This is a genomic window from Janibacter sp. GXQ6167 (assembly GCF_041365945.1).
Lineage (GTDB): Bacteria > Actinomycetota > Actinomycetes > Actinomycetales > Dermatophilaceae > JBGFSK01.
In genome coordinates, this window is record NZ_JBGFSK010000007.1 from 47505 (window position 1) to 74469 (window position 26965).

The 26965-nt window shown below is 69.0% G+C and carries 23 protein-coding genes and 1 tRNA gene; 14 read left to right on the top strand and 10 right to left on the bottom strand.

The window, feature by feature from the left end:
• Positions 1–2 precede the first annotated feature (2 nt).
• Both mgtE and AB8K43_RS11385 read right to left on the bottom strand, forming a co-directional pair.
• Positions 3–1364, bottom strand: coding sequence for a magnesium transporter (gene mgtE / locus AB8K43_RS11380; RefSeq protein WP_370894321.1), 1362 nt, complete (start codon positions 1362–1364; stop codon positions 3–5).
• Between the two features lie 8 nt (positions 1365–1372).
• The gene (locus tag AB8K43_RS11385) at positions 1373–1942 is read right to left on the bottom strand and encodes a PadR family transcriptional regulator (protein ID WP_370894322.1); all 570 of its coding nucleotides are present in this window, start codon (positions 1940–1942) and stop codon (positions 1373–1375) included.
• A gap of 35 nt (positions 1943–1977) precedes the next feature.
• On the opposite strand from AB8K43_RS11385, the gene AB8K43_RS11390 reads away from it, so the two are divergent.
• Entirely contained in the window at positions 1978–2808 is an 831-nt protein-coding gene (locus AB8K43_RS11390; RefSeq protein ID WP_370894323.1) for an alpha/beta hydrolase, read from the top strand.
• Between the two features lie 81 nt (positions 2809–2889).
• On the opposite strand, the gene AB8K43_RS11395 is transcribed toward AB8K43_RS11390, so the two are convergent.
• Complete coding sequence (locus AB8K43_RS11395) at positions 2890–3399, bottom strand: MarR family winged helix-turn-helix transcriptional regulator (RefSeq protein ID WP_370894324.1); 510 nt, start codon at positions 3397–3399, stop codon at positions 2890–2892.
• Positions 3400–3493: 94 nt separating this feature from the next.
• Here AB8K43_RS11395 and AB8K43_RS11400 point away from each other — a divergent pair, with 94 nt between their 5' ends.
• The gene (locus AB8K43_RS11400) at positions 3494–4330 is read left to right on the top strand and encodes a methyltransferase domain-containing protein (RefSeq protein ID WP_370894325.1); all 837 of its coding nucleotides are present in this window, start codon (positions 3494–3496) and stop codon (positions 4328–4330) included.
• A gap of 82 nt (positions 4331–4412) precedes the next feature.
• Here AB8K43_RS11400 and AB8K43_RS11405 read toward each other — a convergent pair.
• Positions 4413–4491 (bottom strand) — tRNA-Gln (locus tag AB8K43_RS11405).
• Between the two features lie 109 nt (positions 4492–4600).
• On the opposite strand from AB8K43_RS11405, the gene AB8K43_RS11410 reads away from it, so the two are divergent.
• The 3 genes from AB8K43_RS11410 to AB8K43_RS11420 all read left to right on the top strand — a co-directional run bounded on the left by AB8K43_RS11410 (position 4601) and on the right by AB8K43_RS11420 (position 7740).
• Positions 4601–5197 carry a TetR/AcrR family transcriptional regulator gene (locus tag AB8K43_RS11410; protein WP_370894459.1) on the top strand — a complete coding sequence of 199 codons (597 nt, stop codon included), beginning with the start codon at positions 4601–4603 and terminating at the stop codon, positions 5195–5197.
• Between the two features lie 75 nt (positions 5198–5272).
• A complete protein-coding gene (glmU, locus tag AB8K43_RS11415; protein WP_370894326.1) occupies positions 5273–6724 on the top strand; it encodes a bifunctional UDP-N-acetylglucosamine diphosphorylase/glucosamine-1-phosphate N-acetyltransferase GlmU in 1452 nt (483 codons plus the stop codon).
• A 35-nt stretch (positions 6725–6759) separates the two neighbouring features.
• The gene (locus AB8K43_RS11420; RefSeq protein WP_370894327.1) at positions 6760–7740 is read left to right on the top strand and encodes a ribose-phosphate diphosphokinase; all 981 of its coding nucleotides are present in this window, start codon (positions 6760–6762) and stop codon (positions 7738–7740) included.
• Between the two features lie 11 nt (positions 7741–7751).
• Here AB8K43_RS11420 and AB8K43_RS11425 read toward each other — a convergent pair whose 3' ends face one another.
• Positions 7752–8300, bottom strand: coding sequence for a CGNR zinc finger domain-containing protein (locus AB8K43_RS11425; RefSeq protein ID WP_370894328.1), 549 nt, complete (start codon positions 8298–8300; stop codon positions 7752–7754).
• 77 nt (positions 8301–8377) lie between these two features.
• On the opposite strand from AB8K43_RS11425, the gene AB8K43_RS11430 reads away from it, so the two are divergent.
• From AB8K43_RS11430 to AB8K43_RS11445, 4 genes are all read left to right on the top strand, one after another.
• Positions 8378–9400, top strand: a complete 1023-nt coding sequence (locus AB8K43_RS11430; RefSeq protein WP_370894329.1) for a DMT family transporter — start codon at positions 8378–8380, stop codon at positions 9398–9400.
• Between the two features lie 305 nt (positions 9401–9705).
• Positions 9706–10353, top strand: coding sequence for a 50S ribosomal protein L25/general stress protein Ctc (locus AB8K43_RS11435; RefSeq protein WP_370894330.1), 648 nt, complete (start codon positions 9706–9708; stop codon positions 10351–10353).
• 319 nt (positions 10354–10672) lie between these two features.
• Entirely contained in the window at positions 10673–11332 is a 660-nt protein-coding gene (locus AB8K43_RS11440; RefSeq protein ID WP_370894331.1) for a hypothetical protein, read from the top strand.
• Between the two features lie 11 nt (positions 11333–11343).
• Positions 11344–15123 carry a PKD domain-containing protein gene (locus AB8K43_RS11445; RefSeq protein ID WP_370894332.1) on the top strand — a complete coding sequence of 1260 codons (3780 nt, stop codon included), beginning with the start codon at positions 11344–11346 and terminating at the stop codon, positions 15121–15123.
• A gap of 71 nt (positions 15124–15194) precedes the next feature.
• Here the strand turns inward: AB8K43_RS11445 and AB8K43_RS11450 are convergent, their stop codons facing one another.
• Positions 15195–15956 (bottom strand): class I SAM-dependent methyltransferase, encoded by a 762-nt coding sequence (locus AB8K43_RS11450; protein WP_370894333.1) that lies wholly within the window; start codon positions 15954–15956, stop codon positions 15195–15197.
• A 73-nt stretch (positions 15957–16029) separates the two neighbouring features.
• On the bottom strand, positions 16030–16905 hold the full coding sequence (locus AB8K43_RS11455; protein WP_370894334.1) for a hypothetical protein: 876 nt from the start codon (positions 16903–16905) through the stop codon (positions 16030–16032).
• A gap of 104 nt (positions 16906–17009) precedes the next feature.
• Between AB8K43_RS11455 and AB8K43_RS11460 the strand changes: the two genes are divergently transcribed.
• The 5 genes from AB8K43_RS11460 (at position 17010) to AB8K43_RS11480 (ending at position 22928) form a co-directional block, all read left to right on the top strand.
• Positions 17010–18302 (top strand): hypothetical protein, encoded by a 1293-nt coding sequence (locus AB8K43_RS11460; protein ID WP_370894335.1) that lies wholly within the window; start codon positions 17010–17012, stop codon positions 18300–18302.
• Positions 18299–19696 (top strand): polysaccharide biosynthesis tyrosine autokinase, encoded by a 1398-nt coding sequence (locus tag AB8K43_RS11465; protein WP_370894336.1) that lies wholly within the window; start codon positions 18299–18301, stop codon positions 19694–19696. The genes AB8K43_RS11460 and AB8K43_RS11465 overlap by 4 nt, the downstream gene beginning before the upstream one ends.
• 22 nt (positions 19697–19718) lie before the next feature.
• Positions 19719–21224 carry a lipopolysaccharide biosynthesis protein gene (locus AB8K43_RS11470; protein ID WP_370894337.1) on the top strand — a complete coding sequence of 502 codons (1506 nt, stop codon included), beginning with the start codon at positions 19719–19721 and terminating at the stop codon, positions 21222–21224.
• 148 nt (positions 21225–21372) lie between these two features.
• Positions 21373–22062 carry a low molecular weight phosphatase family protein gene (locus AB8K43_RS11475; protein WP_370894338.1) on the top strand — a complete coding sequence of 230 codons (690 nt, stop codon included), beginning with the start codon at positions 21373–21375 and terminating at the stop codon, positions 22060–22062.
• A 71-nt stretch (positions 22063–22133) separates the two neighbouring features.
• Entirely contained in the window at positions 22134–22928 is a 795-nt protein-coding gene (locus tag AB8K43_RS11480) for a hypothetical protein (protein WP_370894339.1), read from the top strand.
• Here the strand turns inward: AB8K43_RS11480 and AB8K43_RS11485 are convergent.
• From AB8K43_RS11485 to AB8K43_RS11495, 3 genes are read right to left on the bottom strand one after another with little or no spacing between them, the layout of a single operon-like run.
• Positions 22919–23839, bottom strand: coding sequence for a glycosyltransferase family 2 protein (locus tag AB8K43_RS11485; protein ID WP_370894340.1), 921 nt, complete (start codon positions 23837–23839; stop codon positions 22919–22921). The genes AB8K43_RS11480 and AB8K43_RS11485 overlap by 10 nt on opposite strands.
• Positions 23836–24765 carry a glycosyltransferase family 2 protein gene (locus AB8K43_RS11490; RefSeq protein ID WP_370894341.1) on the bottom strand — a complete coding sequence of 310 codons (930 nt, stop codon included), beginning with the start codon at positions 24763–24765 and terminating at the stop codon, positions 23836–23838. Before AB8K43_RS11490 ends, AB8K43_RS11485 begins: the two co-directional genes overlap by 4 nt.
• Complete coding sequence (locus tag AB8K43_RS11495; protein ID WP_370894342.1) at positions 24765–26960, bottom strand: glycosyltransferase family 4 protein; 2196 nt, start codon at positions 26958–26960, stop codon at positions 24765–24767. The genes AB8K43_RS11490 and AB8K43_RS11495 overlap by 1 nt, the downstream gene beginning before the upstream one ends.
• Positions 26961–26965: the final 5 nt, after the last annotated feature.

Sequence of the window (26965 nt, forward strand, 5' to 3'; positions counted from 1 at the left end):
GCTTAGATCCCCAGCACCGCGCGGGCGATGAGGAAGTAGATGACGAGCCCGGTGGCATCGACGAAGGTCGTGATGAAGGGATTCGAAAAGACCGCCGGGTCCACCCCGATCGCTCGCGCGAGCAGCGGCATGACACCCCCGATCGTGGCCGCCACCGTGCAGATGGCGAGGAGGGTGAGGCCGATGACCGCCCCTACGTCGGCGTCATAGACGAGCCCGGTGACCGCGAACCCGAGGGCCCCGAGCATGACGCCGAGCATCGCGCCCACCCCCATCTCCCGGGTCAACACCTTGGTGACATCGCGTGGGCGGACATCACCCAGGGCGAGTGCCCGGGTCACGGTCGTGGCCGCCTGGTTGCCGGTGTTGCCGCCGGTACCGATCAGCAGCGGCACGAAGAGGGCGAGGATGGTCATCTGCTCCAAGGTGCCCTCAAAGACCTCGAGGACTTGGACGGTCAAGGTCGCCCCGATCGCGAGGACGAGCAGCCAGACGACCCGGGAGCGCACGATCGAGAGCAACGGGGTCGAGAGGTAGGGACGGCGGAGCGGCTCGACACCACCCTGGCGGGCCGCATCCTCGCTATCGGCGTGCTCGAGGATGCGCACCGCGTCGTCGATGGTGAGGATTCCGACGAGCCGGTTCTCGCTATCGACGACTGGCATCGCGAGCACGCTGATATCGGCGAAGCGCCGGGAGGCCACTTCGGCGTCCTCGGTCGCGGTCGCCGTGTGGGCGTCACGCATGAGCGTTCGGATCGCGGTGGCGTCATCGGCGCCGAGCAGGTCACGCAGGCTCACGACACCGACGACCCGCCGTTCGCCGTCGAGGACCGGGAGGGTGTAAATCGTCTCGACCTCATCGACGCGGGCCCGGATGCGAGCCACGGCGTCCCCGACGGTCCAGTCCGGGTGGGTGATGAGGACCTCGGGACTCATGCGCCGGCCAATGGAGCCGCTGGGGTAGCCGAGCACCTCGGCCGTCATCTGCCGCTCGTTGTCCGGCAGGCCGCGGAGCAGTTCCTTGGCGACGACGGCGGGCAACTCATCGAGGAGCCACACCCGGTCGTCCGGGTCCAACTCGGCGAAGAGCTCGGCCACCTCACCGTCCTGGAGGCCGGCGACGAGCTCACTTTGCAGCGACGGATCGAGCGCCTCGAAGACCTTCAGCGCTGGCAACTTCGGGAGCAGCCGGTAGACCACCGCCCGCTCGCGGGCGTTGAGTCGCTCGAGGACGCCCACGACCTGCGGCGTGGTGAGCGTGGCGACGGCTGCTGCCAGTTGGGTGAGGTCGCGGGTGTGGAGCGAGCGGGTGATCGTTTCCAGCGCTGCTTTAGGGGCGCGCGCCTGCTCGTCGGTCAGCATCGGAGCTCTCACTGTGGGGGGAGGTGGTCGGTGAGCAGCCAATCGCACCACTCGACGGTGCTGCGGGCAACTCTGATCCCGAGCTCAACCGCGGCCAGGTTGGACCACCGGGGTTGGCCGGGCTCAACCGGTCCCTCGGCGAGAAGGGCGTCGCGCTCACCGAGCAGGGTCGCGAGGCGGGCGTCGTGCGCGGCCCGCCGCATCGTGACCCAGGCGCGAGCCTGGTCCGGGTCGTCGGAGAGCCAGAGAGACCACACCTGCAAGGTCTCCTCGCTGCGCGCGGGCCGGACGCTCACCGGTCCGGTCACCCAGGCCCGGTGGCAGGCGAGCCCCGCCTCGGTGATGTCGTAATGCTTCACCGGCCGGGGCCCGCGGCCGACGCTCGCTTCGTGTCGGATCAGTCCCGCGCGGTCGAGGCGGGCGAGCTCGGGATAGATCTGGCTGTGCTGAGCGGTCCAGAAGTACGCGATCGGACGGCGCAGCCGGGCCGCGAGGTCGTACCCGGTCCCGGGCTGGCGGGCGAGGAGCCCAAGGAGGGCCTGGCCCAAGGTCGATATCGACGCAGCCTCAGGATCCATAGACGCGAGCATAGTTGTTATGTCAGGGTTGACATATGACGGGACGGCGAGTCGGAATGGGGATCGCGACGCTGCTTGCGCTCGTCGTGACCGCCTGCGCGGGCGAGTCGGGCGGACCGGCCTCGGCCACCGATCCGAGCGCCGGGGACGCAACGACCCCCGCGCCGATCGAGGCGCCGACGGTGGCCGAGCGGTGTGGGGCCGGGCCGGACGTGGCGATCGAGCAGATCGCCTCGCCCGAGGGGGCCAGCAGGCTTCTCGTCGCCACCTGGGGCGAGGGACCCACTTCGGTCTTGGTCCTCCACCAGACGACCGGTGATGGGATCTGCGGTTCGGTTTCGTACGGCGACTGGCTGGCCGGCCAGGGCCTGCAGGTGAGCGCCATGGACCTCTGCGGCTACGGGCAGTCCACCTGCGATGAAACGCTGAGCGCGGCACCGGCCGAGCAGGTGAAGCTCGTCGTGGACCACCTGCGGGCGTCGGGGGGCGGCGACGTCGCCTTGGTCGGGGCTTCGCTGGGCGGCTCGGTCGCGATGACGGCGGGCCCGAAGGTCGGTGCGAGCCGGGTTGTGGCGCTCTCCCCGCCGAACCGGTGGGAGGGGCTCCTGCGCGATACCGAAGCCACTGCGGCGATGTCCGCCCCGTGGGTGCTCGTGACAGCCAAGGCGGACAGCGGGGTCAACGCCGATGACTGGAAGGCCGCCGGATCATCGAACGCCGACGGCGAGGTCATCGTGGTGCCCGGGTCGGATCACGGGTGGAGCCTCGTCACCGACGGGAGACTCACCGATCCGACGGTCTCCACGCTTGGGAAGTCGATCGCGTCCTGGGTGAAGGGAGCCAAAGGCGCGACGGTCGAGCCGTAAGGCTCGACGGGGAGGGGGCCTGGGCCAAGGACCCGACTCGGCGGGGGATGAGCCGGGTCCTTGGCTCCGGTGCTTGAGGCCCTAGTGCTCGAAGGGGGCGAGCAGAGTGCGCAGGTGGTCGGCGAGGGCGGCGTGCTCCGATGCCGGAAGGTCGGTCAGGAGGGTGCGCTCGCGCTCGAGCAGGTCGGCCATCGCCGCGTCCACCGTGACCCGTCCGGAATCGGTCAGCCGCACGTGGACGCCGCGGCGGTCGGTATCGGAGCGGTGCCGCTCGACCCAACCCCGCGCAGCGAGCCGATCGATGCGGTTGGTCATCGTCCCCGAGGTGACGAGCGTTTGGGCGACCAACTGCCCCGGCGAGAGTTGGTAGGGGGCGCCGGCGCGGCGCAGCGCCGAGAGCACGTCGAACTCCCAGCCCTCGAGATCGTGCTGGGCGAAGGCGGAGGCTCGGTCCAGATCGAGTCGGCGGGCGAGCCGGGAGATGCGCGAGAAGATCGCGAGCGGCGCCGTGTCGAGGTCGGGGCGTTCGCGTCGCCACGCGGCCACGATCTCGTCGACATCATCGGACCGGCTCGATGGATGCGGTTCCATGACCCGATAGTACTGTGCGAAAGAATCTTGACGTCAAAATAAATGGTCCCCTAGGATCGGGGTCCGCAACCTGGCCGACGAAAGAAGACCGCCGATGGCGCCGACGTGGGATCCGCAGCAATACGACCAGTTCGTGGGGGAGCGGGTGCGCCCCTTCCGTGATCTCATGTCGAGAGTGCGGGCCCGAGAGCCCCGGCTCGTGGTCGATCTGGGGTCCGGCCACGGCGCCGCGACGCTCATGCTGGCCGATCGGTGGCCGACGGCTCGAGTTGTGGGCGTTGACTCATCGCCGGAAATGCTCGCCTCGGCGCGGGAGCGCGATCGCGAGGGTCGGGTGGAGTGGATCGAGGCCGACCTTACGACCTGGGATGTGGCCGAGCTCGGCGCCGCCCCCGACGTGATCGTGAGCAACGCGACGCTGCAGTGGATCCCCCTTCATCTCCCGCTCATTGCGAACTGGACCGAGGCGCTCGCCGACGGGGGTTGGTTCGCCCTTCAGGTGCCGGGCAACTACGACGCCCCGACGCACGCGCTGATGCGTGAGTGCGCTCAGCAGCATCCCCGGCGCGCCGAGCTGGAGGCCGCGACCAAGCGCTTTGGTGCGGGGGAGCCGAGCACCTACTTGCAGATCCTGAGTCGCCAGGGCCTCACCGTGGACGCCTGGGAGACCACGTATCTCCACGCGCTCGACCCGAAGGGGGAGTCGGCAAACCCGGTCTTGGATTGGGTGAGCGGCACCGGGCTTCGTCCGATCCTCGATGTGCTCCAGGACGAGCAGGAGCGCCGCGACTTCCTTGCCGACTACGGGGCGAAGGTGGCCGCCGCCTATCCCCGGACCAGCGCGGGCGTGATCTTGCCCTTCCGTCGCGTCTTCGCCGTAGGTCACGCCTCGGGATCACCGCTCGAAGGGGGCGCGGCCGGACGGGGTTAAAGCCGCGGGACGGGCAAAGATCCGCGGCCGCCGTCCGTTTCCCCGTCATCACACGCTCGGAGCATCGCTCACGGGCGTGAAGCTCCCCGGGTAGGAGTCGAACCTACGTCGCTAATCCTGATTCAAAGTCAGGCGGGCCCTGCCGGCAGACCAACCGGGGAACGCCGCGCGCGTCGGCGCGGGCCCACCCAGGGTAATCCACCTCGGGGCCGCGGCTGACACCCGGCGTGGAGCACCGGCCACAATGGCCTCGTGAGCAAGAAGTCCAGGATGACCGGGGTGCAGCGCCGGGAGCAGCTGATCGGGGTGGGCCGAGCGCTCTTCGCCGCGAAGGGGTTAAGCGGCACCTCGGTGGAAGAGATCGCCGCCGCGGCGGATATCTCCAAGCCCGTCCTCTATGAACACTTCGGCGGCAAGGAGGGCCTCTATGCCGTCGTCGTCGATCGCGAACTCCAGGCGATGACGAGCGCGATCTCAGCGGCGTTGACCGCTGGCGGGACCGACCGCGAGACGATCGAGCGGGCCGCGACCACCTTGCTGGATTACATCGAGGGTTCGCCGGATGGCTTCCGGATCCTCGTGCGGGACTCGCGCGATGGCCACGGGGGCGGGACCTACGCGACCTTGCTGAGTGACGTGGCGCGTCAGGTGGAGGACCTCCTCGGGGACGCCTTCCGTCAGCGGGGTCTTGATCCGAAGTCGGCCCCGCTCTATGCGCAGATGCTCGTCGGGATGGTGAGCCTCACCGGCCAGTGGTGGCTGGAGGCCCAGCGCCCGAAGAAGGCCGAGGTGGTCGCCCACGTCGTAAACCTCGCCTGGAATGGCCTGGTCGGGCTGGAACGCAATCCACTCCAGAGCCACGGGTAGAGTGACCGCGAGTGGCCGAAGGACGAGCCTCGGCCTCGCCATGACACGAAGTCCGCTACCGCCGGAGAATCTCGCGTGAACGATCACCGTCCCGCCGCCGTCATCATCCTCGCAGCGGGTGAGGGCACTCGGATGAAGTCGAAGACCCCGAAGGTGCTGCACCCCATCGGGGGCCTGCCGCTCCTCGGGCACGCGATGCGGGCGGCGAAGGGGGCGGACGCGCGCGAGACCGTGGTCGTCATCCGGCATGCGCGTGAGCAGGTCGCGGCCTACATCACCTCGGTGACCGACTGCCCCGCGCAGATCGCCGACCAGGACGACATCAAGGGCACCGCGCGCGCCGTCGAGTGCGGCCTGGACGCCCTTCCCGCTGACCTCACCGGCACCGTCGTCGTCACGATGGGCGACGTCCCGCTCCTCACCGCCGAGACGATTGGTCAGCTCACCGTCCGGCACGAAGAGGCCGGTGCTGCGGTCACCGTCATCACCTCGATCCTGCCGGACGCCAAGCAGTACGGCCGGGTGGTCCGCGGCGACGACGGCGAGGTCGAGCGGATCGTGGAGTTCAAGGACGCCAGCGAGGCCGAGCGCGAGATCCGCGAGATCAACTCGGGCATCTACGCCTTCGACGCCGAAGCCCTACGCGCCGCCCTGCCGCGGATCACCCCGCACAACGCCCAGGGTGAGAAGTACCTGACCGATGTGATCGAGCTCGCTCGCGAGGACGGTCGTCCGGTCGTCGGTTGGCCGCTCACGGACCTCTGGCAGACCGAAGGGGTCAACGACCGCAGCCAGCTCGCGCAGCTCGGGCGGATCCTCAACGAGCGCACCTGCCACGCGCACATGGTCGCCGGCGTCACGATCGTCGACCCGTCCTCGACCTGGATCGACGTCGACGTGACGATCGCCCCGGACGCGACGATCCTGCCGAACACCCAGCTGATCGGCGCGACCGAGATCGCCGAGGACGCGGTCGTCGGACCCGAGGTCACCTTGGTCGACACCGAGGTCGGCGCGGGAGCGACGGTGCGACGCGCGGAGGCCCACCTCGCGGTGATCGGCGCCGGGGCGAGTGTCGGCCCGTACTCCTACCTCCGACCGGGCACCGAGCTCGGCGCGCGCGGCAAGATCGGCGGCTTCGTCGAGACCAAGAACGCGGTGATCAGGGCGGGCGCGAAGGTTCCGCACCTCACGTACTGCGGCGATGCGGTGATTGGCGAGGGCGCCAATATCGGCGCCGGGACGATCTTTGCCAACTACGACGGTGTCGCCAAGGCCAAGACGACGGTCGGCAAGCACTCCTTCGTCGGCTCGAACTCGGTGCTCGTGGCCCCCGTCGCGATCGCTGACGGCGCCTATGTCGGCGCCGGAACGGCCCTGACCGAAGACGTTGGCCCCGGCCAGATCGCCGTGGCCCGCGCCAAGCAGCGCAATGTGAGCGGATGGGTGGCGCGTCGCCGCGCCGGGACCGCCACCGCGCAGGCCGCCGCCGACGCCGAGGCCGAGCTGCCTCCCCCTTCCGCCTGATTCCCGACCATCAACCGCACATCAAAGGACGCCTCGTGACCGGCATTCACAAGACCCCGGAGAAGAACCTCATGGTCTTCACGGGGCGCACCCACCCCGCGCTCGCCCGTGAGGTGGCCGAGCAACTGGGGACCGAGCTCGTGCCGACGAGCGCCTACGACTTCTCCAATGGCGAGATCTATGTCCGCTATGAGGAGTCGGTGCGCGGCTGCGATGCGTTCGTCATCCAAAGCCACGCCAAGCCGATCAACGAGTCGATCATGGAGCACCTCATCATGATCGACGCGCTGAAGCGCGCGAGCGCCAAGCGCATCACCGTCGTCATGCCCTTCTACGGGTACGCGCGCCAGGACAAGAAGCACCGCGGGCGCGAGCCGATCTCCGCCCGGCTCATGGCCGACCTCTTCAAGACCGCAGGCGCGGACCGGCTGATCGCCGTCGACCTGCACACCGACCAGGTCCAGGGCTTCTTCGACGGGCCGGTCGACCACCTGATGGCGATGCCGATCCTGACCGATTACGTCCGTCAGAAGTACGGCCACCAGCCGCTCGCGGTCGTCTCCCCGGATGCCGGGCGGATCAAGGTCGCCGAGCAGTGGTCTCGCCAACTCGGCGGGGCGCCACTGGCCTTCATCCACAAGACCCGCGATATCGATCGCCCGAACGAGAGCGTCGCCAACCGGGTCGTCGGTGATGTCGAAGGGCGCTTGTGTGTCCTTGTCGATGACATGATCGACACGGCCGGGACGATCACCAAGGCCGCCGACGCGATCATGGCCGAGGGCGCGGCCGGGGTTGTCATCGCGGCGACGCACGCGATCCTCTCGGGCCCGGCGCCGGAGCGGCTGGAGGCATGCGCCGCGACCGAGATCATCGTGACCAACACCCTGCCGATCAAGAAGAAGCGGCATTTCGACGACCTGACGGTGCTCTCGATCGCGCCGCTCATCTCGCGGGCCATCCGTGAGGTCTTCGAGGACGGTTCGGTGACGAGCCTCTTCGCCGACAAGGTCTGATCCGAAGCGGGTTACTCCGCGCGTCGGGCGCGGTAGGCGGCGGCCGCGAGGCGGTCGCCGCATCCCCCTTCGCAGTACCGGCGAGAGCGGTTGCGCGACAGGTCGATCAGCACGCCATCGCAGTCCGGTGCGGCGCAGCGCTTGAGCCGTGATGTTTCGCTCGCGCGGATGATGTCGATGAAGGCCATGGCGGCCTCGACGGCCATCCGGGTCGCGACCGGCTCATCGGCGGCGACCGCATGGATATGCCATCCATAGCCGTCGTGGTCGACGAGTTGGGGCAGGGCACGAGCGCGGGCGAGGATCTCGTTGAGGTGCGAGGCGAGAGCCGGGAGGTCATCGGCGAGTTCCCAGACGCGGCGCAGAAGGGGGCGAACCCGGTGCACCGCAGCGAGTTCGGCGTCATCGTGGGTCCGGCTCCCGGTCCACGACCAGGCGGCCAGGAAGTCGTCCAAGGCCGCGGGGTCCGGCAATTCCTCGGTGCGGACACCGACCTGAGGCGCGGTGTTGACGAGCGCGGCGGCATTGCGCAGCGCCGTCTCGGTGTCATGGGTGAACATCTAGTTGACTCCTGACGAGGTCCTGTCCTAGCGTCATTACCGTAATGCACGATGACTCATGACGAAGGGGGTGTGCGATGACCACCACTGCACCCGAGGCCACCCAGACCACGACCACGACGGCGCCGCGCCGTCCCCCCTTCGCCATCGGCCTGTTGGTCGCGCTGATCTCGGCCGCGACCTTCGGGAGTTCGGGCCCCTTCGCCGCCTCGCTACTCGCCACCGGCTGGAGCCCCGGCGCCATCGTCCTGGCGCGGGTTGCCGGAGCTGCCCTGGTCCTGTTGATCCCCACCCTGCTCGTCCTGCGCGGCAAGTGGGAGCTGTTGCGCCGCAACGCCGGCGTGGTGATCGCCTACGGACTGGTCGCGATCGCGGGATGCCAGCTCGCCTTCTTCGCCGCGGTGGACCGCCTCTCGGTCGGGGTCGCCCTGCTCCTTGAATACCTCGCACCCGTGCTGATCGTCGGCTGGCTCTGGGCCCGCCACGGGCACCGCCCGAGCCCACTCACGGCCATCGGTGTCGCTTTGTCGGTCATCGGACTCGCGCTCGTCCTCGACATCTTCGCCGGGATCAAGGTCGACCTGGTCGGCGTCGGATTCGGTCTCATTGCCGCGATCGGGTTGATGACCTTCTTCCTGCTGTCCAGCCGCAGTGGTGATGCCCTGCCGCCCATGGCCCTCGCTGGCGGGGGACTCGTCGTCGGTGCTCTCGGCCTTGGGGCCACCGCCGCTCTCGGGATCCTCCCCATGGCGGCGACCACCGAGCCCGTGGTGCTCGCGGGCTATCAGGCGCCGTGGTGGTTCGCGATCGCCGAACTCGCCCTCGTCGCGGCGGCCCTGGCCTATGTCACGGGGATCGCCGCCGCCCGAGCACTGGGGGCGAAGGTCGCGTCCTTCGTCGGCCTGAGCGAGGTCCTCTTCGCGATCCTCTTCGCCTGGCTCCTCGTCGCCCAACTCCCGGCGCCGATCCAACTCATCGGCGGTGTCCTCATCGTCGGCGGCGTCATCGCCGTGCGGCTCGGCGAGGAGGGCGCGCCCGGCCCGAGTCCGGCCGAGACCGGACCCGCAGGATCCGGCGATAGCGAGTACGCCAGCCGCTAGCCTCGGCGGGTTTGGTTCGGGCCGCATCGGGCCAGTAGGATCGGGTAGTTGCCTCGGCGAGGGACGCTGCACGGGAGCAGTGGTCCGTGATCGACGCGGTGCGTGTCTACCGACAAGTGCGGCAGATGCGTGCGCCCGCGATGCTTCAAGCGATCGTTCGGTTCCGCGCCGCGTCCCACGCCCGAGGCCCGCACCGCCCACAACGACAAAAAAGCCGTCCCGCACCGCCCGCGTCACCCTCTTCACGCCGACGCCCATGGTGGAGCGAAACACCAGTACAAAGAAGACCTGTTTAAGGAGCCACCATGTCCGACGACCTTCGCCTTGAGGCCGAGAAGCGCACCGAGTTCGGCAAGGGCGCGGCCCGCCGCATCCGCCGCGCGCACAAGATCCCCGCGGTCATGTATGGCCACGGCGCGGACCCGATCCACATCACCCTCCCGGGCCACGACGCGATGATGGCGCTGAAGCACAGCAACGCCCTGCTCACCATCGTGATCGATGGGGACGAGCAGCTCGCTCTTGCCAAGGATGTCCAGCGCGACCCGATCAAGCCGGTCATCGAGCACGTCGACCTCGTCGTCGTCCGCAAGGGCGAGAAGGTCACCGTCGACGTCGCGATCACCGTCGAGGGCGACGCTGGTCCGGAGACCGTCGTCACCGTCGAGTCCCAGACCCTCGAAGTCGAGGCCGAGGCCACCAACCTGCCCGAGAGCATCACCGTTTCGGTCGAGGGCCTCGAGGCCGGCAGCCAGATCCTCGCCGGCGACGTCACCCTGCCCCAGGGCTCGACGCTCGTCACCGACGCCGAGACCCTCGTCGTGAACGTCAGCCAGCAGGTCTCCGAGGAAGAACTCGAGGCTGCCCTCGAGACCGACGAAGAGGGCACCGAGGCTCCGGAAGAGGCCGCTGAAGAGGCCCCGGCCGCCGAGGAGAACCCCGAAGAGGCCTGATCCGGCCCATCGTGGGAGCGCGGTTGACCGCCCACCCCACCGCTCCTTGATCGTTACGAAGGGGGCGAGCACCGTTCATGGTGCTCGCCCCCTTCTCCTGTTTGCGCAGGCCAGGGCGAGGGTGTGAACCACATCGCAGGAATTGGGCGACGAACTTCCCCAAAAACCCTCCCGCGGGGCCCGTCAGGGTGCACGATAAGCCGTCGTGACGTTGCGGGGTTGGTCACCCGAGCTAATCCGGGTGGCGTACGGGCAGGTAGCAGGATTCGAGGGAGCATCCATGGGGAACCGGTCGGGTCGACGTGTGTCGGGCGCGGGGATGCTGATCGCCGCTACCGTCGTGGCGCTCGCCAGCGGATGTGGAGCCGGATCGTCCGAGCAGCAGGGGGCGCAGCGCCCCGCCGCCACGGCCCCGTCCACCTCTACCCCAAGCTCCGCCGGGGCTCCAGCGCACCGGGGTAGCGGGGCGACGAAGGGGGCCAAGACCTCCACGTCGTCCGCCTCCACGACCACCTCTGGTGGGCCGGTCGTGGCCTCGCCGACCCCCGGCACGATCAAGCAGGTCGTGCCAGCGAAGAAGTCCGGCCCGAAGGTCAAAGCCAAGAACAATCTGGCCTCCCTCCCGGGCGACGTCAGCGTTCGGTTGGTCAAGGCCCGCCCGGTGACGATCACGCCGACCGGACCAGGTGACACCAAGGGCCCCGGCGTGGCCGTCGAACTCGAGATCACCAACTCCTCCGACACGCGGCTCTCGATCGATAGCGCCGTTGTCGAACTCACCTACGGCGCCAGTGACCGCCCCGGCGAGCTGTCACCGAGCGCGAACTACACCCCCTTCGCCGGGTGGCTGGAGACGGGCAAGTCCGCCCGGGCCACCTACCTGTTCCGGGTTCCAAAGTCCGGCCAGGAGGCGTTCTCCGTGATGGTCGCGTACGTGGCGGGTGCTCCCGTCGCGACGTTCGTGGAAGGTAAGTCGTGATGGGCAAAGCGATGACGATCAGGCCCGTTTGGTCGAAGATGTTGCGGTATATCGCGCCGCTGGCGGTCCTCGTGCTGGCGCTGGCGATGCTGCAGGCGCCCCCGGTGCGGGCCCTGGCAGCCCCCACCGCCGACCTGCCGAACTCGATCCCGGAGTTCTTGGACCGCCCCGAAGGGGTGGCCTCGGCCGACCCCCTTCCGACCGTGCAGCTCGACGGAGGCATCGTCTGGACGCAAAAGGTCGTCGGGAACACCGTCTATGTCGGTGGCGCTTTCACCGGCGCCCGCTCTCCGGGTGCCGGGACCTCGACCCCCCGAGCAAACCTGCTCGCGTACGACATCACGACCGGCCAGTTGATCGACAGCTGGGCCCCTCAGGTCAACGGCACCGTGCGCTCGCTCGCCATCTCCCCCGACGGGTCGCGGATCTATGTCGGCGGCACCTTCAACAAGGCCTGGGGGAGCGGTCAAGGCGGTGACGGGGCGACGCGGTGGAACTTCGCCGCCTTCGACCGGGCGAGCGGCCAGTTGCTCTCCGGCTTCCAGCCCGCGGTCGGTGGCTCCTTCGTCAACGCGATCGTCGCTCAGGGTGACGCCGTGTACGTCGGCGGCCTGATCTCCGCCGGTAACGGTCAGCCGCGCAAGAACCTCATGGCCTTTAACACCTCCGGTCAACTGCTCGGCTGGGCTCCGTCGACCGACCTCCAGGTCGACGCGATGGTCAAGGCGCCGGGTGTCGACAAGCTGATCGTCGGTGGCCGCTTCACGACCGTCAACGGCACGCCGAAGAGGGGCCTGGTGGCCTTGGACCCGACCGACGGCAGCCTCGTGCCGTGGGCCGCGCCCGACACCGTCAAGAACGGCAACACCGACGGCATGGCCGGGATCTATTCGCTGAGCACCGACGCCAATGCCGTCTACGGCACCGGTTGGGTCTATGCCGACCCGACCGTCGGCAACCTCGAAGGGGTCTTCTCCGCCGACCCGAGTAGCGGCACCATCAACTGGATCAACGACTGCCACGGCGACCACTACTCGTCCTACTCCGACGGCACCTACGTGTACGCGCTCGGTCACCCCCACTCCTGCAGCACGCTCGGCGGGTTCCCGCAGAAGGACCCCGCGCCCGGCAACCTGCGGCACTCCACCGTGACCACGGCCACCGCCAACGGTCGCCTCGGGACCAACACCAACACCTGGTACGCGAACTGGGGCGGCACGCCCGGCCCGTCGATGATCGACTCGATGCCGGAGTGGATCACCGGCACGGTGAGTGGCTCCGGCCAGGCCGGCTGGACCGTCGTCGGGACCGGTGACTACATCTCGATCGGCGGTGAGTTCCAAGGGGTGAACGGCCGCGGGCAGTACGGGCTGGTGAGGTTCGGGAAGAACGCCAAGGCGGCGACTGGTCAGGGGCCTCGCCTCAGCGGTTCCTCGTGGACGCCGACCGGGTCCTCGCCGCGTCGCGGCGTCGCGAAGGTGTCCATCCCGAGCAACTGGGACCGCGATGATCGTGACCTGACCTACGCCCTGCTGCGCGGAACCTCGACGACTCCGGTCGACCAGAAGGTCGCATCCTCGACCTTCTGGCAGTCCACGCCGGTGACCCTCACCGACAGCACGGCCCCGGCCGGCGACAGCGTGAGTTACCGCGTGCGGGCGACGGATCGACATGGCAACAGCGAGGTCTCGGCGCCGGTCACCGTGCAGATCTCCAACGCCCAACTCCTGCCGTATGCGAACAAGGTCGTCGACGACAACCCGACGCTGTACTGGCGCCTCAACACCGGAGCCGGTGCGATCGCCGACCTCATGGGGAGCTACCCCGGGACGGCACGCACGGGGACGGGTACCGCGACCGGTGCGCTCACGGGTGACACCGACCGCTCCACCACCTTCAACGGCACGACGAGTGGCTACGCCTCCAGCGACACTCAGGTGCCGGTCGGCTCGGACTACACCATTGAGGCCTGGTTCCGGACCACCTCGCTCCTCGGCGGCAAGATCGCCGGGTACGGCAATGCCCGGACGGGCGTCTCTGGCAGCTTCGACCGGCATGTGTATGTCGATAGCGGTGGCCGAATCACCTTCGGTGTCTATGACGGGACCACTCGCACGGTCCGCTCGGCCAACGCCTACCGCGATGGCCAGTGGCACCACGTCGTCGCCTCGCAGTCCGCGTCGGGGATGGCGCTCTACGTCGATGGCCAGCTTGTCGGGAGCAGCGCCTTCACCCAGGCGGAGAACTACCTCGGCTACTGGCGCGTCGGCGGCGACAACCTCGACTCGTGGCCGAACCGACCGTCGAGCCGCTGGCTCAACGGTGCGATCGACGAGTTCGCGGTCTACCCGCGGGCCCTCAGCGCCACCACGGTCAAGGAGCACTACGACATCGGCAAGGGCGCGATCCCGCCGACGGCCTCCTTCACGGCCACGATGACCGATCAGAGCGTCGCCGTCGACGCGTCGGGCTCGAGCGCTACCTCACCGCGCACGATCGCCTCGTACTCGTGGGACTTCGGGGACGGCTCGCCGGCGGTCACCGGAGTCAAGCAGACCCACGACTACGCACAGCCGGGCACCTACACGGTGACGCTTACCGTGAAGGACAGCGCGGGGTCGGTCGGCACGACGACGCGTCAGGTGACGGCTACGGCTCCTCATCAGCCTCCCACCGCAGCGATCGGCGCCACCGTTTCGGGCCTCACGGCCACCTTCTCCTCGGAGGGATCGAGCGCAACTGACGGCGCGACCATCGATGCCTATGAGTGGACGTTCGGCGATGGGACCACGTCGACCCAGGCGAACCCGACGCATAAGTACGACGCGGCCGGCACGTATACGGCGAGCCTGCGCGTCACCGACAGCAAGGGAGCGCGAAGCGCCGCGGTGACCAAGGAGGTGATCGTCACTCACGCCGCACCGAAGGCGGCCTTCGAGGTCACCTCCAACCAGGCGCGGGCGGTCGCTGTCGACGCATCGGCCTCGACGGCCTCCGATGGCGATCAGCTCACCTACACCTGGTCGTGGGGCGATGGCTCGCCCGATTCGACGGGCAAGACCGCGACCCACACCTACGGTGCAGACGGGGACTTCGAGATCACCTTGACGGTCACCGACGAGCACTCGGCGACCGATAGCGCCAAACGCACGGTCCAGGTCGCCGAGATCCCTCCGCTCGCGCGAGACACCTTCACCCGGACGAGCACGAGCGGATGGGGAGCGGCCGAGGTCGGCGGTAACTGGACCGGGACGACGCGCCTCAGCGTCGCTGACGGCGTCGGCATCATCACCCTCGACCCGACCTGGACGATCATGACGAGCCTGACGTCGGTGGCGGCGGCGGAGCCGGATTCCCGCTTCACCGTCTCGACCGACAAGCTCGCCAACAACAACGGCGTCCACATCAACTACGGCGTGCACAACAGTTCGGCGGGCGAGTACCGGCTGAAGCTGCGGATCGCCGGGACCGGAGCGGTCAATGTGGGGATCGCGCGCTTCACGAGCGGCAGCGAAACCCTGCTCGCCAACAGCCTGCTGCCGAACTACACCCACGCCGGTGGGCAGGAGCTGAAGGTGCGCTTCCAGACCACGACCGCAAATGGGCAGACCACCTTGCGCGCGAAGGTCTGGCCGGCCGGGCAGTCCGAACCGGACACCTGGTTCGTGACCGCCACGGACTCTCAGAGCACGCTGCAGGCGGGCGGATCGGTCTCCTTCTCGGCCGCTGCGTCGGGCACGATCACCAACGGTCCGGTACAGGTCCGGATCGACGATCTGCTCGTGCGATAGGAGAGGCGAGGAGGACCAAGCGAAGGGGGTGCTGGCGCGGTGATCGCGCCAGCACCCCCTTCGCTCATCGCCTAGGGCGTTTCGAGCGGCGTCGCGACCACGACGAAGTGGAGGAAGGCCGCCTCGCCGAGAGCGCGGGAGGCCCCTCGGCCGATCGTGGTGGCGATGGCGCGTCGGATCCGTCGCTTCGGCGCGAAGACCCCCGGCGGGGGCTTACCGCCCGCCCACTCGATATAGACCGGGTTTGCGCCCTCGCAGGACTCGACCCGGTACCCAACGCCTTCAAACATCTCGATCATCGTCGCGCGGGTGAAGAACCGGACGTGCGTGCGGTCGAGGGTCCCCATGTCGGTGTAGTCCCAGCGGCCCCGCGCGAGCTGCCACATCACCGGGGCGTAGCGAATATTGGGGATCGCCGCGATGACCTTCCCGCCGGGGGCCAGATGCGCCCGGGTCGCCGCGAGGGTTGTCCAGGGGTCGACGATGTGCTCGAGGACGTCGTTGAAGGTGATCAGGTCGAAGGTCTGGTCCTGATCGCCATCGAGCACCTGGGGGAAGTAGCCGGTGATGACCCGGTCGAAGGCCGAGTGTTGCCTCGCGTACTCGGCCTGGGACGGGACAGACTCGATGCCGAGGAGGTAGGGGTCGGGGCCGAGCGCGGCGCGCAGGGTGGCCGCGAATCCCCCTCTGCCGCAACCGACATCGAGCGCTCGACGCACCCCCTGCCGGGGAAGGTAGGGCTCGACGTCGGGACGCGGAGCGTCGATGTAGACATCCTGCTGAGGCAGTTCGCCCGGACCCGGCGCGGCCGCCCGCTCGGAGTTGTGAGACATCACGCACTTTCCATCGACATTGGTGGGGAGTTACCGCCAGGTTATCCGACGGGTTGGTGGGCCCGAAGGGCGATCATCCGTGGCCGACAGCGGTGCGCTCATATGGCCGAAGGGGGTCGGGGGCGATGGTGGCGCGGGCGGGGTCGAAGGCCGTCTCGGGTCCGGTCCGAGAGGTCTGTAGGCGCAACGCGCCGGGATCGGCGAGGGTGAGCGCGAGTTCGGGGAAGCTGGAGTAGTGCGGGCCAATGATGTGAGCCGAAGCCGCCAGCAGGTAGAGATCGGCGACCGCCGCGGTGAGGGCTGGGCCGGAGTTGTAGCCCCCCTTCGCCCCCAGCGAGACGATCCCCGGGATCTCAGAGCGGATCTGTGCCTCCGCCTCGCTCGTGTCACACGAGAGGAAGAAGGGGACCTCGGGCCAGATCGTGCGCAGCTCGCGGAGGCGCTCGAGGTACCACGAGACGGGGGAGTGCTCCAGGGTTTCGGCGTGCGAGTTGGGGTGCGCGCGCACCATCACCCCGATCCACGGCGTGCCGCTCAGGTCTCGAGAATGCACCTCGCGGACTCGCTCTGCGACCGCCGCGACCGGGGGAGTTCGCCGCAGGATCTCCTCCCACCGCGGAGCCCCTTCGGGCAGGTGCAGCGCGTGTGCGGTGCGGATCACCCAGGTGCCCTCATCTCGGGCCTGATCGAGCCACGTCAAGGTGTGATCGCGCACGGGATACCGGGCCGTGATGAGCGGCGCCGTCCACGCGGGCAGCGTCGCGATGTCGGTCTGCCACAACTCATCGAGCCGCGCGCCGAAGCGACGATCGGCGGGCCAGATCGACTTCACCTGGCGTCCGGTGTGCTCGGCGAGCGCCACCGCCCCAAAGAGCGCGCGGACCCGGTTGCCCAAACCGTGATAGGGACGGGCGATCGAGATCACCGTCTGATGACGGGTTAGTGACATGATCGCTCCTAAGGAGTCCTGCGGTTGGTGCCCCCGAGCCTTGATGGTACGGCGCGGGTCGCGCGATGGGGGCGGGTTTCGGGACGCGTGAAGGGAGGGCGACGGTGCCTCAGTTGAGCCCAGAACTGTTGGCCTTCGGACTCCTTGCTCTCGGCTTGGTCCCCAGCGCGATCGTGGTGCTGCGACGGTGGCCGCGCCTCGGCCTGATCGGGTACATCCTGGTCATCGCCTTCATCCCGATCTGGGTCGTCGTGCCGCTGATCGTGCAGTGGCCGCTCATTGCCGCGGTCGGGATCGTCGTGATCGGTGGGATCCTCGCGACCCGTCGGACGGCGCTCTGGGCCACGCCCATCGACTTCCTCATGGTCGCCCTCGTCCTCGTCTCGATCGCCCCCTTCGCCGTCGGCGCACAGACCATCCCGCCCGTGTTCGCGGCCCTCGCGACCTGGCTCGGCGCCTACCTCGTGGGGCGGCTCGGGACCCCCATCGTTGGCTACGGCTGGATCTGTGATGTCATCGCCGTCGTCTTCACGATCGTCGCGGCCCTCGCGATCATCGAATTCGTGACCGGCTGGCACGGGCTCTCGTCGTGGGGTCCTTCCAACAGTGCCCGGGTCGTCTGGGGGACGATCCAAGAGCGGGGCGGGCTAGCGCGCGTCGAGGGTGCCTTCGGCCACTCCATCGCGCTCGGGTCGGCCCTTGCCATGACCGCGGTCCTCACCCTCACCTCCCGCTTCGCCGCCTCCGTGCGGATCCCGATGATCGCCGTTCAGGTGATCGCGGTGGGGCTGACCTTTAGCCGGACGGCCCTCATTTGCGCGGTCCTTGGCCTCGTCATCGCGGTCGTCTCGCTGGAGGGCCTCAGCCGGCGGATCCGCGGGGTCCTCGTCGTTGCCCTCGTCGGGGCGGCAGCAATCGCCCTTCCGCTCCTGCAAGATGTCTTCGAGCGGGCCGACGAGGCGGCCGGGAGCGCGGCCTACCGGGGCCGGCTGTTGGACCTCCTGCCCGAGATCGCCCTCTTCGGCACGTCGGGGGCAGTGCAGTACGCACCGGACGGGACGGTGTACTTCGGGACCTTCCAGTCCATCGACAGCCAGCTCGTCCTCTTCGGCGTCGCCTACGGCTGGATGACCCTGGGGTTGGTGCTTCTCCTGCTGCTGCTCGCCGTCGGCGGTACGATCGCCGGGCGTGGGAGTTCAGCGAGCATCGCGGTCGTCGCCCAGATCCCGGCGCTCATGACCGTCGCCTTGATCACGCAGTATGAATATCTCTTCTGGTTCGTCGTCGGGGTGGCAGCGGCGGACTTCGCTCGACGCACCTCACCGCCAGGGGTCGGTGCGACCATGCCCGCTCAGACGCTCACCGGAGCGAGGCCCAGGGAGGGTGCCAGCCGATGAAGTTACGCGATCTCGTGACGAGCCTGCGCAAGCGATGGCTCTACGTCGTGATCCCGGTCCTGCTGGCGTCCTTCGCCGTGGGCCTGTGGTCCAAGGCATCGGACCCGGTGTACACCGCGCGCTCGAGCGTGTACTTCTCGCTGCCCTTCGGGCAATCCGCGATGGACCTCTCCCAGGGGGCGACCTTCACCCAGCAGCAGGTGGGTTCGTATGCCGAGCTCGCCGGGCAACCCATCGTGCTGCGGAAGGTCATCGACGATCTCAAGCTCGATGCGACCCCGCGGGAGTTGAGCCGAACCGTCGTCGCGCGGCCGCTGCCCGATTCGGTGATCGTCAATATCGACGCCGAAGGGGACTCCGCCCAACTCGCCGCCGATATCTCCAACCAGGTCGCGAAGGAACTCGGCGAGGTGGTGCAGGATCTTTCGCCGAAGGATGAAAAGGGCGAGCCGTCGGTCGTCGTCACCCAGGTCGCCACGGCCCAGCCACCGGAGTTCCCCTCAAGCCCGCAAACCCGCCGCAACGTGGCAGCGGCGGCGGTTGGAGCGCTGCTCCTCGGACTGATCCTTGCCCTGGGTCGTGAGGCCCTCGACACCAAGGTGCGAGAAGAGGCCGATCTGCCCTCTGGGACTCCGGTGCTCGGCAGCGTCGAAAACGGTCGTTCGGGTCATCCCAGCAATACGCGGCGTCGAGGGATTCCACGTCGCATCGGCGAGCGAGATCGCGCGGCCGAGACGCTGGCCCGCGCCGAGGCCTTCCGCAGGCTCCGGACGAAGCTTCGGTTCATCGACGTCGACCATCCGGTGCAGGTCATCGCGGTGACCTCCTCCGTCGCCGGTGAAGGCAAGACGAGCACGGCCATCGATTTGGCCCGGTGGATCGCCGCGGATGGCCTGCGGGTCCTGCTCATCGATGCGGACCTGCGCCGCCCCCGGGTCGCCGAGTACCTCACGATCGAGGGCGCCATCGGCCTCACGGACTACCTCGCCGGGGACGTCCCGCTTGATTTGGCGATCCAGCAATGGTCCTCGGATCACCTCGCCGTCCTCCCGAGTGGCTCGATCCCGCCAAACCCTTCGGAGTTGCTGGGTAGCGCGGCGATGACCAGCCTGCTCGACACCCTTCGCAACGAGTACGACTTGGTCCTGCTCGATACCCCACCGCTCGTCCCCGTGGTGGACGGTGCCGTCGCCGGTGCGGCAGCCGACGGCGTGCTGATGGTGGTCCGCCACGGTCGCACCTCCAAGCACCAAGTCGCGGTGGCCCTCGAGACGCTCCGGTCGGTCGACGCGCGACTGCTCGGAGTGGTCTTCAACCGCACCCCGAACCCCAACGCCTGGGGACGCCCGGCCGGGTACGGCGTCTACGAGACCGTCCGAACGGACGACTCATGACCCCAAGGGCGGCAGCGCGACGGTGAGTGAACCACGCGGGAGCGACGGCCCGAGGGTCGAAGGGGGTGCCGCGCACCACGCGGCGTCCGGTACGCGGATGGTGATGCTGGGCCAGGCCGGTCGCCTCGCCCTCCAGGTGCTTTCCGTCGTGATCCTCGCTCGGTTGTTGTCTCCGACCGATTACGGACTGATGGCGCTCGCCTTGACGGTGGTCGCACTCGGCGAGGTCTTTCGTGACTTCGGGCTGTCAACCGCAGCAATCCAGGCCCCCCACATCACCCGTGCGCAGCAGTCGAACCTGCTCTGGATCAATGTCGGCCTCGGCGCGACCCTGGCCCTCATCATCGTGGCGAGCGCACCCTTGCTCCATCACCTGGAGCGCTATAGCCCGGTCGTGGGCCTGCTGCAGGTGCTCTCGGTGACCTTCATCATCAACGGTGTGCTCGCGCAGTACCGAGCCGACCTCAGCCGGCGGCTACGGTTTGGGGCCTTGGCCGTCAGCGACGTGGTGGGCGCCGCTGTCGGGGTAGCATCCGCGATCGCCGCCGCCCTCGCTGGGGCCGGGGTGTGGGCGCTCGCCGTGCAGCAGCTCGCCGGGGTCATCACGACAGCCGCGCTCGCCATCCTCTTCGCCGGATGGCTGCCTCGCTGGCCGGATCGCTCGGCCGATGTCCGGCCGATGGTGCGCTTCGGTGTCGGCATGGTGGGGACTCAGTTGCTCGGCTACGGCAACAATTACGTCGATACCTACACCGTTGCGCTGCGATTCGGGCCGGTCCCGCTGGGCCTTTACGACCGGGCCTTTCAGTTGCTCATGCAGCCGCTCAATCAGTTCCTCAACCCCACGACATCCGTGGCGGTACCTCTGCTGTCACGCCTCACCCCTGGAGGGGAGGAGGCAAACCGATTGCTGCTGCGGGGGCAGGCGGCCCTCGGCTACACGCTCATGGCGGTGGCGGCCTTTGCGGCTGGTGCGGCCCCCGCCATCATCGCGCTCGCCCTCGGCCCGCGCTGGAGCGAGGCCGCGCCGCTATTCGCCGTGCTCGCGTGCGCGGGCGCTGTGCAGGCCCTGGGGTACGTCAGCTATTGGGCGTTCATCGCCCGGGGCCTGACGACTCACCTCTTTCGCTACTCCCTCTTCAGCATCGTGGTGCGGGTCGTCTGCGTGGTGGTCGGGAGTTTTGGCGGCCTGATCGGGGTTGCGATCGGTTTTGCGGTCGCGCCGCTGATCCAACTTCCGCTCGGGATCTGGGTGCTCTCCCGGCACACTCCGTACCCCGCGCGGGCGCTGCTGGTGGGGGCGGGCCGGGCGCTCACCGCCGCCGCCGTCGCCGCGATCACGACGGGTGCCGTGCAGCACGCGACGGCTGCCTTCTCGCCGGTCGTGCAGTTGGTCGCCTGCGGAGCAGCGGCCGTGAGTGCATACGGTGTGGTCGCCCTGGTCATCCCGTCCGTGCGCCGAGACCTGCGTGGCGTCGCGGCCTTCGCCCGCCGGGTCCTCACCCGCGACCGAGTCCACGTGGCGTGAGGGCGTGGGCTGCACCACACGTTTGGCGGGATCGACAAATCTTAAGATTCTGACCAGTAACATGGCCAGGGCCGAAGGGGGGCGTGGGGGCGCTTTACGCCCCCGGCTCGTCTCCCTGGCTAGCCGGGGACCGGAAGGAGTTGGGTGAATGGCCGTCACTGATGTGCTGATCGTGTGCGCTGGCAACGCGTGTCGATCGCCTGCTGCACAGATCCTGCTTCGCGATGGCGTGGGGGATCTGCCGGGCGTGGGTTCGTGGTGCAGCGTGACGAGCGCGGGCACCGAAGCCGAGGGCGGCGCAGAGATCGATGAGCGGACGGCAAGCGCCCTTCGCTCGATCGGTGCGGACCCCGACGGGTTCGTCACCCGCCGACTTGATGCGGCCATGGTTCGACACGCCGGCCTCATCCTGGTCGCCACCCGGCGGCACCGCTCACGGGTCGTGCGCCTCGACCCCTCGGCGATCCGGCGCACCTTCACCCTCGCCGAAATGGCCCGCTTCGCCCGAGCCCTTGGCAAGGAAGAGGACCCAGCTGGCGGCGCCGTCAGTTGGGACCGCCTCGCCCAGTACGCCTTGGACCACCGTGGCGTCATCTTGCCGACGTACCTCGACGACGATGACATTGCGGACCCGCGTGGTCGCTCACGACGGGTCCACCGCAAGACGGTTGCCGTCATCGCCGACGCGATCTCCGACCTGCTCGAGATCGTCGGGCCCACACCGAAGGCCGAGCGGTCGTCGGATGAGGGCGACGACGAGGCGACGGTTGTGCCCTTCGTCCCCGCCACGTCCGAGCAGGGCGAGGCGTCCCAGGCGGTTGTGTGCGCTTCCCGATAAGGCTCGTGCGCGAAGGGTGGCCCTCGCCGGTCCGGCGCATCGCATCGCGGTTCACCTGGTCCGACCCTCGAGTGATCCTGGCAAGCGACCCGGATCCCGAGCGCTTCCGGGCGGCGATGAACGCGATCCACGTCGGGGGCACCTACAAGATCACCGGGAGCGACCGGCACCGACCGGTCGATGATCTGCTGCTCGACGCCGTCGACCTGACCGGAGCGCACATCGTCGATATCGGGGCCTCGGACGGATCGACCTCCGCTGACCTGATCGACCGAATGCCGGCCGATTTCGGGGCGTTCACCATCTGCGACAAGTACCTTGCGCTCGATGCCCGATGGGTCGGCCGCCGGATGGTCCTCACCTACCCCGACTCGTCCCAGCCCGTGCTAATCGCCGGCCCCCGCTTCTTGAGTTGGCCCGAGCAATCCCGGGCCGTGGCGGCGTTGACGCGGCGCATTGCCGAGCGAGCCGTCGGACGTTCCGCGACCTCCGTCTCGCTGCTCGGGCCGGCGGCCCAGTCCCGGATCGCCGCCGACCCCAGGGTCACGGCGCAGACCCACGATGTCTTCGAGCCGTGGCCGGGTCCGACCGCTCCTCACGTGATCAAGGTGGCAAACCTCTTACGCCGGCTGTACTTCAGCGACGATCAGATCGTGCGTGCGCTGAACGCGATCCTCGCGAGCCTGCCCGATGGGGGACACCTGCTGATCCTCGACAACCCGCGCATCGAGGGGATCCAGATCCGCGGGGGACTCTTCCGCAAGGATGAGGGACGGTTTGTCACGGTATCGACGACCGCCCACGCCCCCGAGGTGATCGATCTCGTCCTCGGCGACGCGGTCCGGACCGCCGCAGATCAGGGATAGCGCGGGCCGGTCCGGCCGCGGAACCCATCGATGGCGCCACGCAGGGCTGGCCACCACGTCCGACGCGGGTGGATGAGCTGGCGGCGACCGCCTTCGAGGAGGACCCGGTACGCGACGACCGGAGTGGTGAGCACCCAGCGGCGTCGGTCGCGTCGACCGAGGTGCTTGCGCGCGTAGGTCAGTCGGCCGCGCACGTTGTAGTAGTAGTAGACCGGCGACTTCGCACGGCTCGGTGTCGTGCCGCGGTGAGTGCCCCCTTCGTCGTGGACGGCCTGGCACGACGGATCGACGCGGGGCTCACCCCCAGCCATCACCACCCGGCGGCTGAGGTCGACGTCTTCCCAATACAAGAAGTAGTCCTCGTCGAATCCGCCGATCGTGGTCCACATCGACGCGGCGATGGCGAAACAGGCACCGCTCACCCAGGGGCGCGATCCGGGCGGCGGTCCCGCTGGGGACCGGAACCGGGCGCGCGTCTGGCCGCGCTCGATCAGCAGATCGGCAAGGGACGCGAAGTGGCTCCCATCGGGGCGAACCACGACCGGCGCGCGCACCTGCGCAGGGTCCTGGAGGACGGACTGCGCCAAGGCCCGAAGGTCATCGAGGGGCAGGTAAGCGTCGGGGTTCACGAAGACCAAAGCGGTGGCTCCCGCGCCGAGGGCGGCCGACGCCCCGAGGTTGCAGCCGCCACCAAAGCCGGGGTTGCCCGGTGGCGAGATAGCGTGCCAGCCGTGGAGTTCGCACATCGCCTCGACATCGCGACGCTCCTCACTGCTGCTCCAGCTGTCGACGACCGCCACGTACCCCGGGAAGGCGTCGCCGACCGTTTGGGTGAGGTTGTCCTCGACCAGCTCGTGCGAACCGTAGTTCACGACGATCACCCCGACCGTGGCGAGGATGTCATCGTTCACTCGCGTGATCCTTCCTCGGCGGCCCGGCGTCGCGCGTACTCGTCGTAGGAATGCCCGAAGGCTCCGGCCACCATGCCGGTCCCGATCGCGGCGCGGCGCAGGCCGAGCACGCGCCGGGTGACGTCGCGGCGGGCGAGGCCGGCCAGGGCCTGCAGCCCGCCGACCCCGACCCGGGCGATCCCGCCGCCGACACTTCCGCATCGGCCAGCGACCCGGCCCAGGCGGCTCGAGCGGCGGCGCTGCGAGAGGTGGGCCCGCGTGTTCCCGAACCGGTAGGCGAGCGTGATCAGCCAGCGACGTTCGAGACGCTCCGGTCCGACGGTCTCGACGACATGGGCGTGTTGGGCCCACCGGATCGTGCCGCCTCGGCGGACCAGGGTCGAGGTGAAGACACTGTCCTCGCCACCGGTCAATCCGAAGGCGGGATCGAAGCGCAGGCCCAGGCGCCGGACGGTGTGCAGGTCGAGCAGGAGGTTGTTCGTGGCGCATTCGCGCAGCGCTTGGCCATTGCGCCGTGAGGGTCGGATATAGGCGGCGCGGACCCATTCGTCGGCCTCATCCGGAAGGGCGGTGCTCACCCGGCCAGCAATGGCGTCGGCGCCGGTGGCCCGCTTCATGGTGACCAACTCACTCAACCAGCCGGGCTGAGGTACCTCGTCGTCGTCGAGACAGACGAGCAGGTCGGCGTCGGCACTTTCGTCAAGCGTCCGGTTCCGCACGGCGCTCACCCCGGGCACGGGCTCGACCACGTACCGCGCCCCGAAGGCACGGGCCGTCGACTCGGCGGACGCGTGCGGATCGTTGTCGACGACGAGTGTCGAGACCTCCACCTGGCCCGCGGCGCTCAACGCCTTCGCCTGCCGGACGCTCTCGTCCAGGGCGGCCCGAAGGAGCGTGGGCCGCTTGAACGTGGGGATCGCGATCACTACCCGCTCCATGAGGAGCCCCCGCCCGCGTCGGATCTGCCGAGGGCGAGGCGTCGCGCCAAGCGGTAGGCCTCGCGGTGCGCGAGGCCCGCCCCGCCCCATTCGCGGGCGGACAGGTCGGGCGGATTCGAAGGGGTTGGCGCGGCGAGGGCGCGCTCGAGCGCGTCGACCGTGAGGTGGCCGCTATAAAAATGAACCCAGCCCGGACCGACCTCCGCGGCCAGGGCTTGCGTCGCGTCATTGACCGGCACGAGGACCGGTCGGTCCAACGACAGCGCGGCCAGGGCAGTCCCGGAGTTATGCATGTGCCGGTAGGGCAGCACGATGAGCTGAGCCGCCGTGATGGCCGCCACGAAGTCCGCGTCATCGAGATACCGCAAATCCACGCTTACCCGAGGGTCGGGCGCGACGCTCTCGCGGATCGCCTGCTCGATCTCGCTCGACGTGGGGTTCCCGGAGATGGTGAGCGAGAGGTCGGTCCGCTCGCTCCGCCGCATCACCTCCACGAGGTCCTCGACGCCCTTGTACCGGCGGATCAGCCCGACGAAGGCTGCGCGCCCAGGGACCGGATCTTTCCGGGGGTACGCGGCAAACCAATCCCGGTAGTGGCCGTGGAGGATTGTCACGAAGTGATCGCCCTCGGGAAGCGTGGTGGTGGGGTTGATCACGATGCGCAGATCGGTCATCGCGGCAGTGCGTTGCAGGAGGATCCGCTGGCTCCACGGCACATCCGGCAGGGCCAGGTTATGGACGGTCTGCACGAGCGCGGTACGTCGGACGGCGCACCGCGCGAGGAAGGCGGCGTAGAGAGCCCGCTTCGCGATGCCCTTAACGCCCCCGCCGTCGATCAGGGCTTCCGGCCAGTGCAGGTGCACGACGTCGAATCGCCCGCGCACCGCCTCGCGCCAGGAAAAAGTGACGTGCTCGACCCCGGGGTCGGCCTGCAGCGCCTGGCCGAGTTGGACGATGTATGGGTTGGTGGTCGGGCGCGGCTGCGGGAAGGACTGCATGACGCGCAAGGGGCGCTCGGGGGTGGCGTCGGAGCCCCGCTCTGAGAGGGCGGCAGCGACCTCCCGCCGGTAACGCTGCGGGGCGAAGGTGCCCTCGGCGGAGCGGGCGTCCGCGAGGGCCGCTTCTCGCACACTGGGCCACTCGTCGATGACGTGATGCAGGGCGTCGGCGAGCGCCTCGTGGTCGCCGGGGGGCACCGCATGGCTGGATGCCGACCCGGCGATGGCTTCGACGAGGCCCCCGATCTCGCTCACGACGACCGGCCGCGCGGCGAGGCGGGCCTCGACGGCGGTGTTACCTAAGGATTCCGGCAGGACCGAGGGGACGACGACGATGTCACTATCGGCGATCGCGTCCCAGACGGAAGGGCGGAATCCGTGCAGCCGGACATCACCGGAGCCGATCAGGTCCCCGGCGTCGTCCTGAAGGTGCTCGGCGAACCACTCGTAGCCCGCGAAGGTGTCCCCGACGAGGTCGAGGCTGACCCGAACCCCCTTCTCTCGCAGCGAGCGCACCGCACGGATCGCCACATCCGGGCCCTTCCGGGGGGAGATACGGCCGATGTAGAGGACTCGGACGCCATCGACGAGGCGCTCGCGCGGGGCAGTGACGGTCGGTGGGCCCGCGACTCCGTTTGTGATCACTCGAGTTCGTTCCGCCAGGGCCGGGACCGCTCCGCCCACCACCATCGCCGAGTACTCGCTGTTAGCGATCAGTTCGTGCGCGGCCCGTAACGGGCCGAAGAGGCCGAGTTCGACCGCCCTACGGGGATGCCGCTCGGCCTCATGGATGTGGCACACCGTGCGGGCACCGCTAAGGCGCGCCGCGATCAGGACCGAGGGGATCGTCTGGGTGCTGACGTAGACGACCCGCGGGCGGACTCGAGCCAGCAGCCCAAGGATGGAAGGGGCAGACCGCAGCGCCGTCGCGGCGAGCCGGGCGAAGCCGCCTGGGGTGAGGGCCGACTTGCGCAACACCGGCATCGGCAGAGTGCGCCACGCGACCCCGAGCCGATCGAACTGCTCCGTGAGCGGTCCGGCCGACGGCACGACAGCGAGGACCTCTTCGCCCGCCTCGAGCAGGCCCCTGACCGACTCGAGGAACATGCGATCAGACCCGTACAACTCGGCGCCCGGGTGGACGACGAGGACGGGCCGGCCCCGGCGACGGCTGCGTGTGCACACCCCCT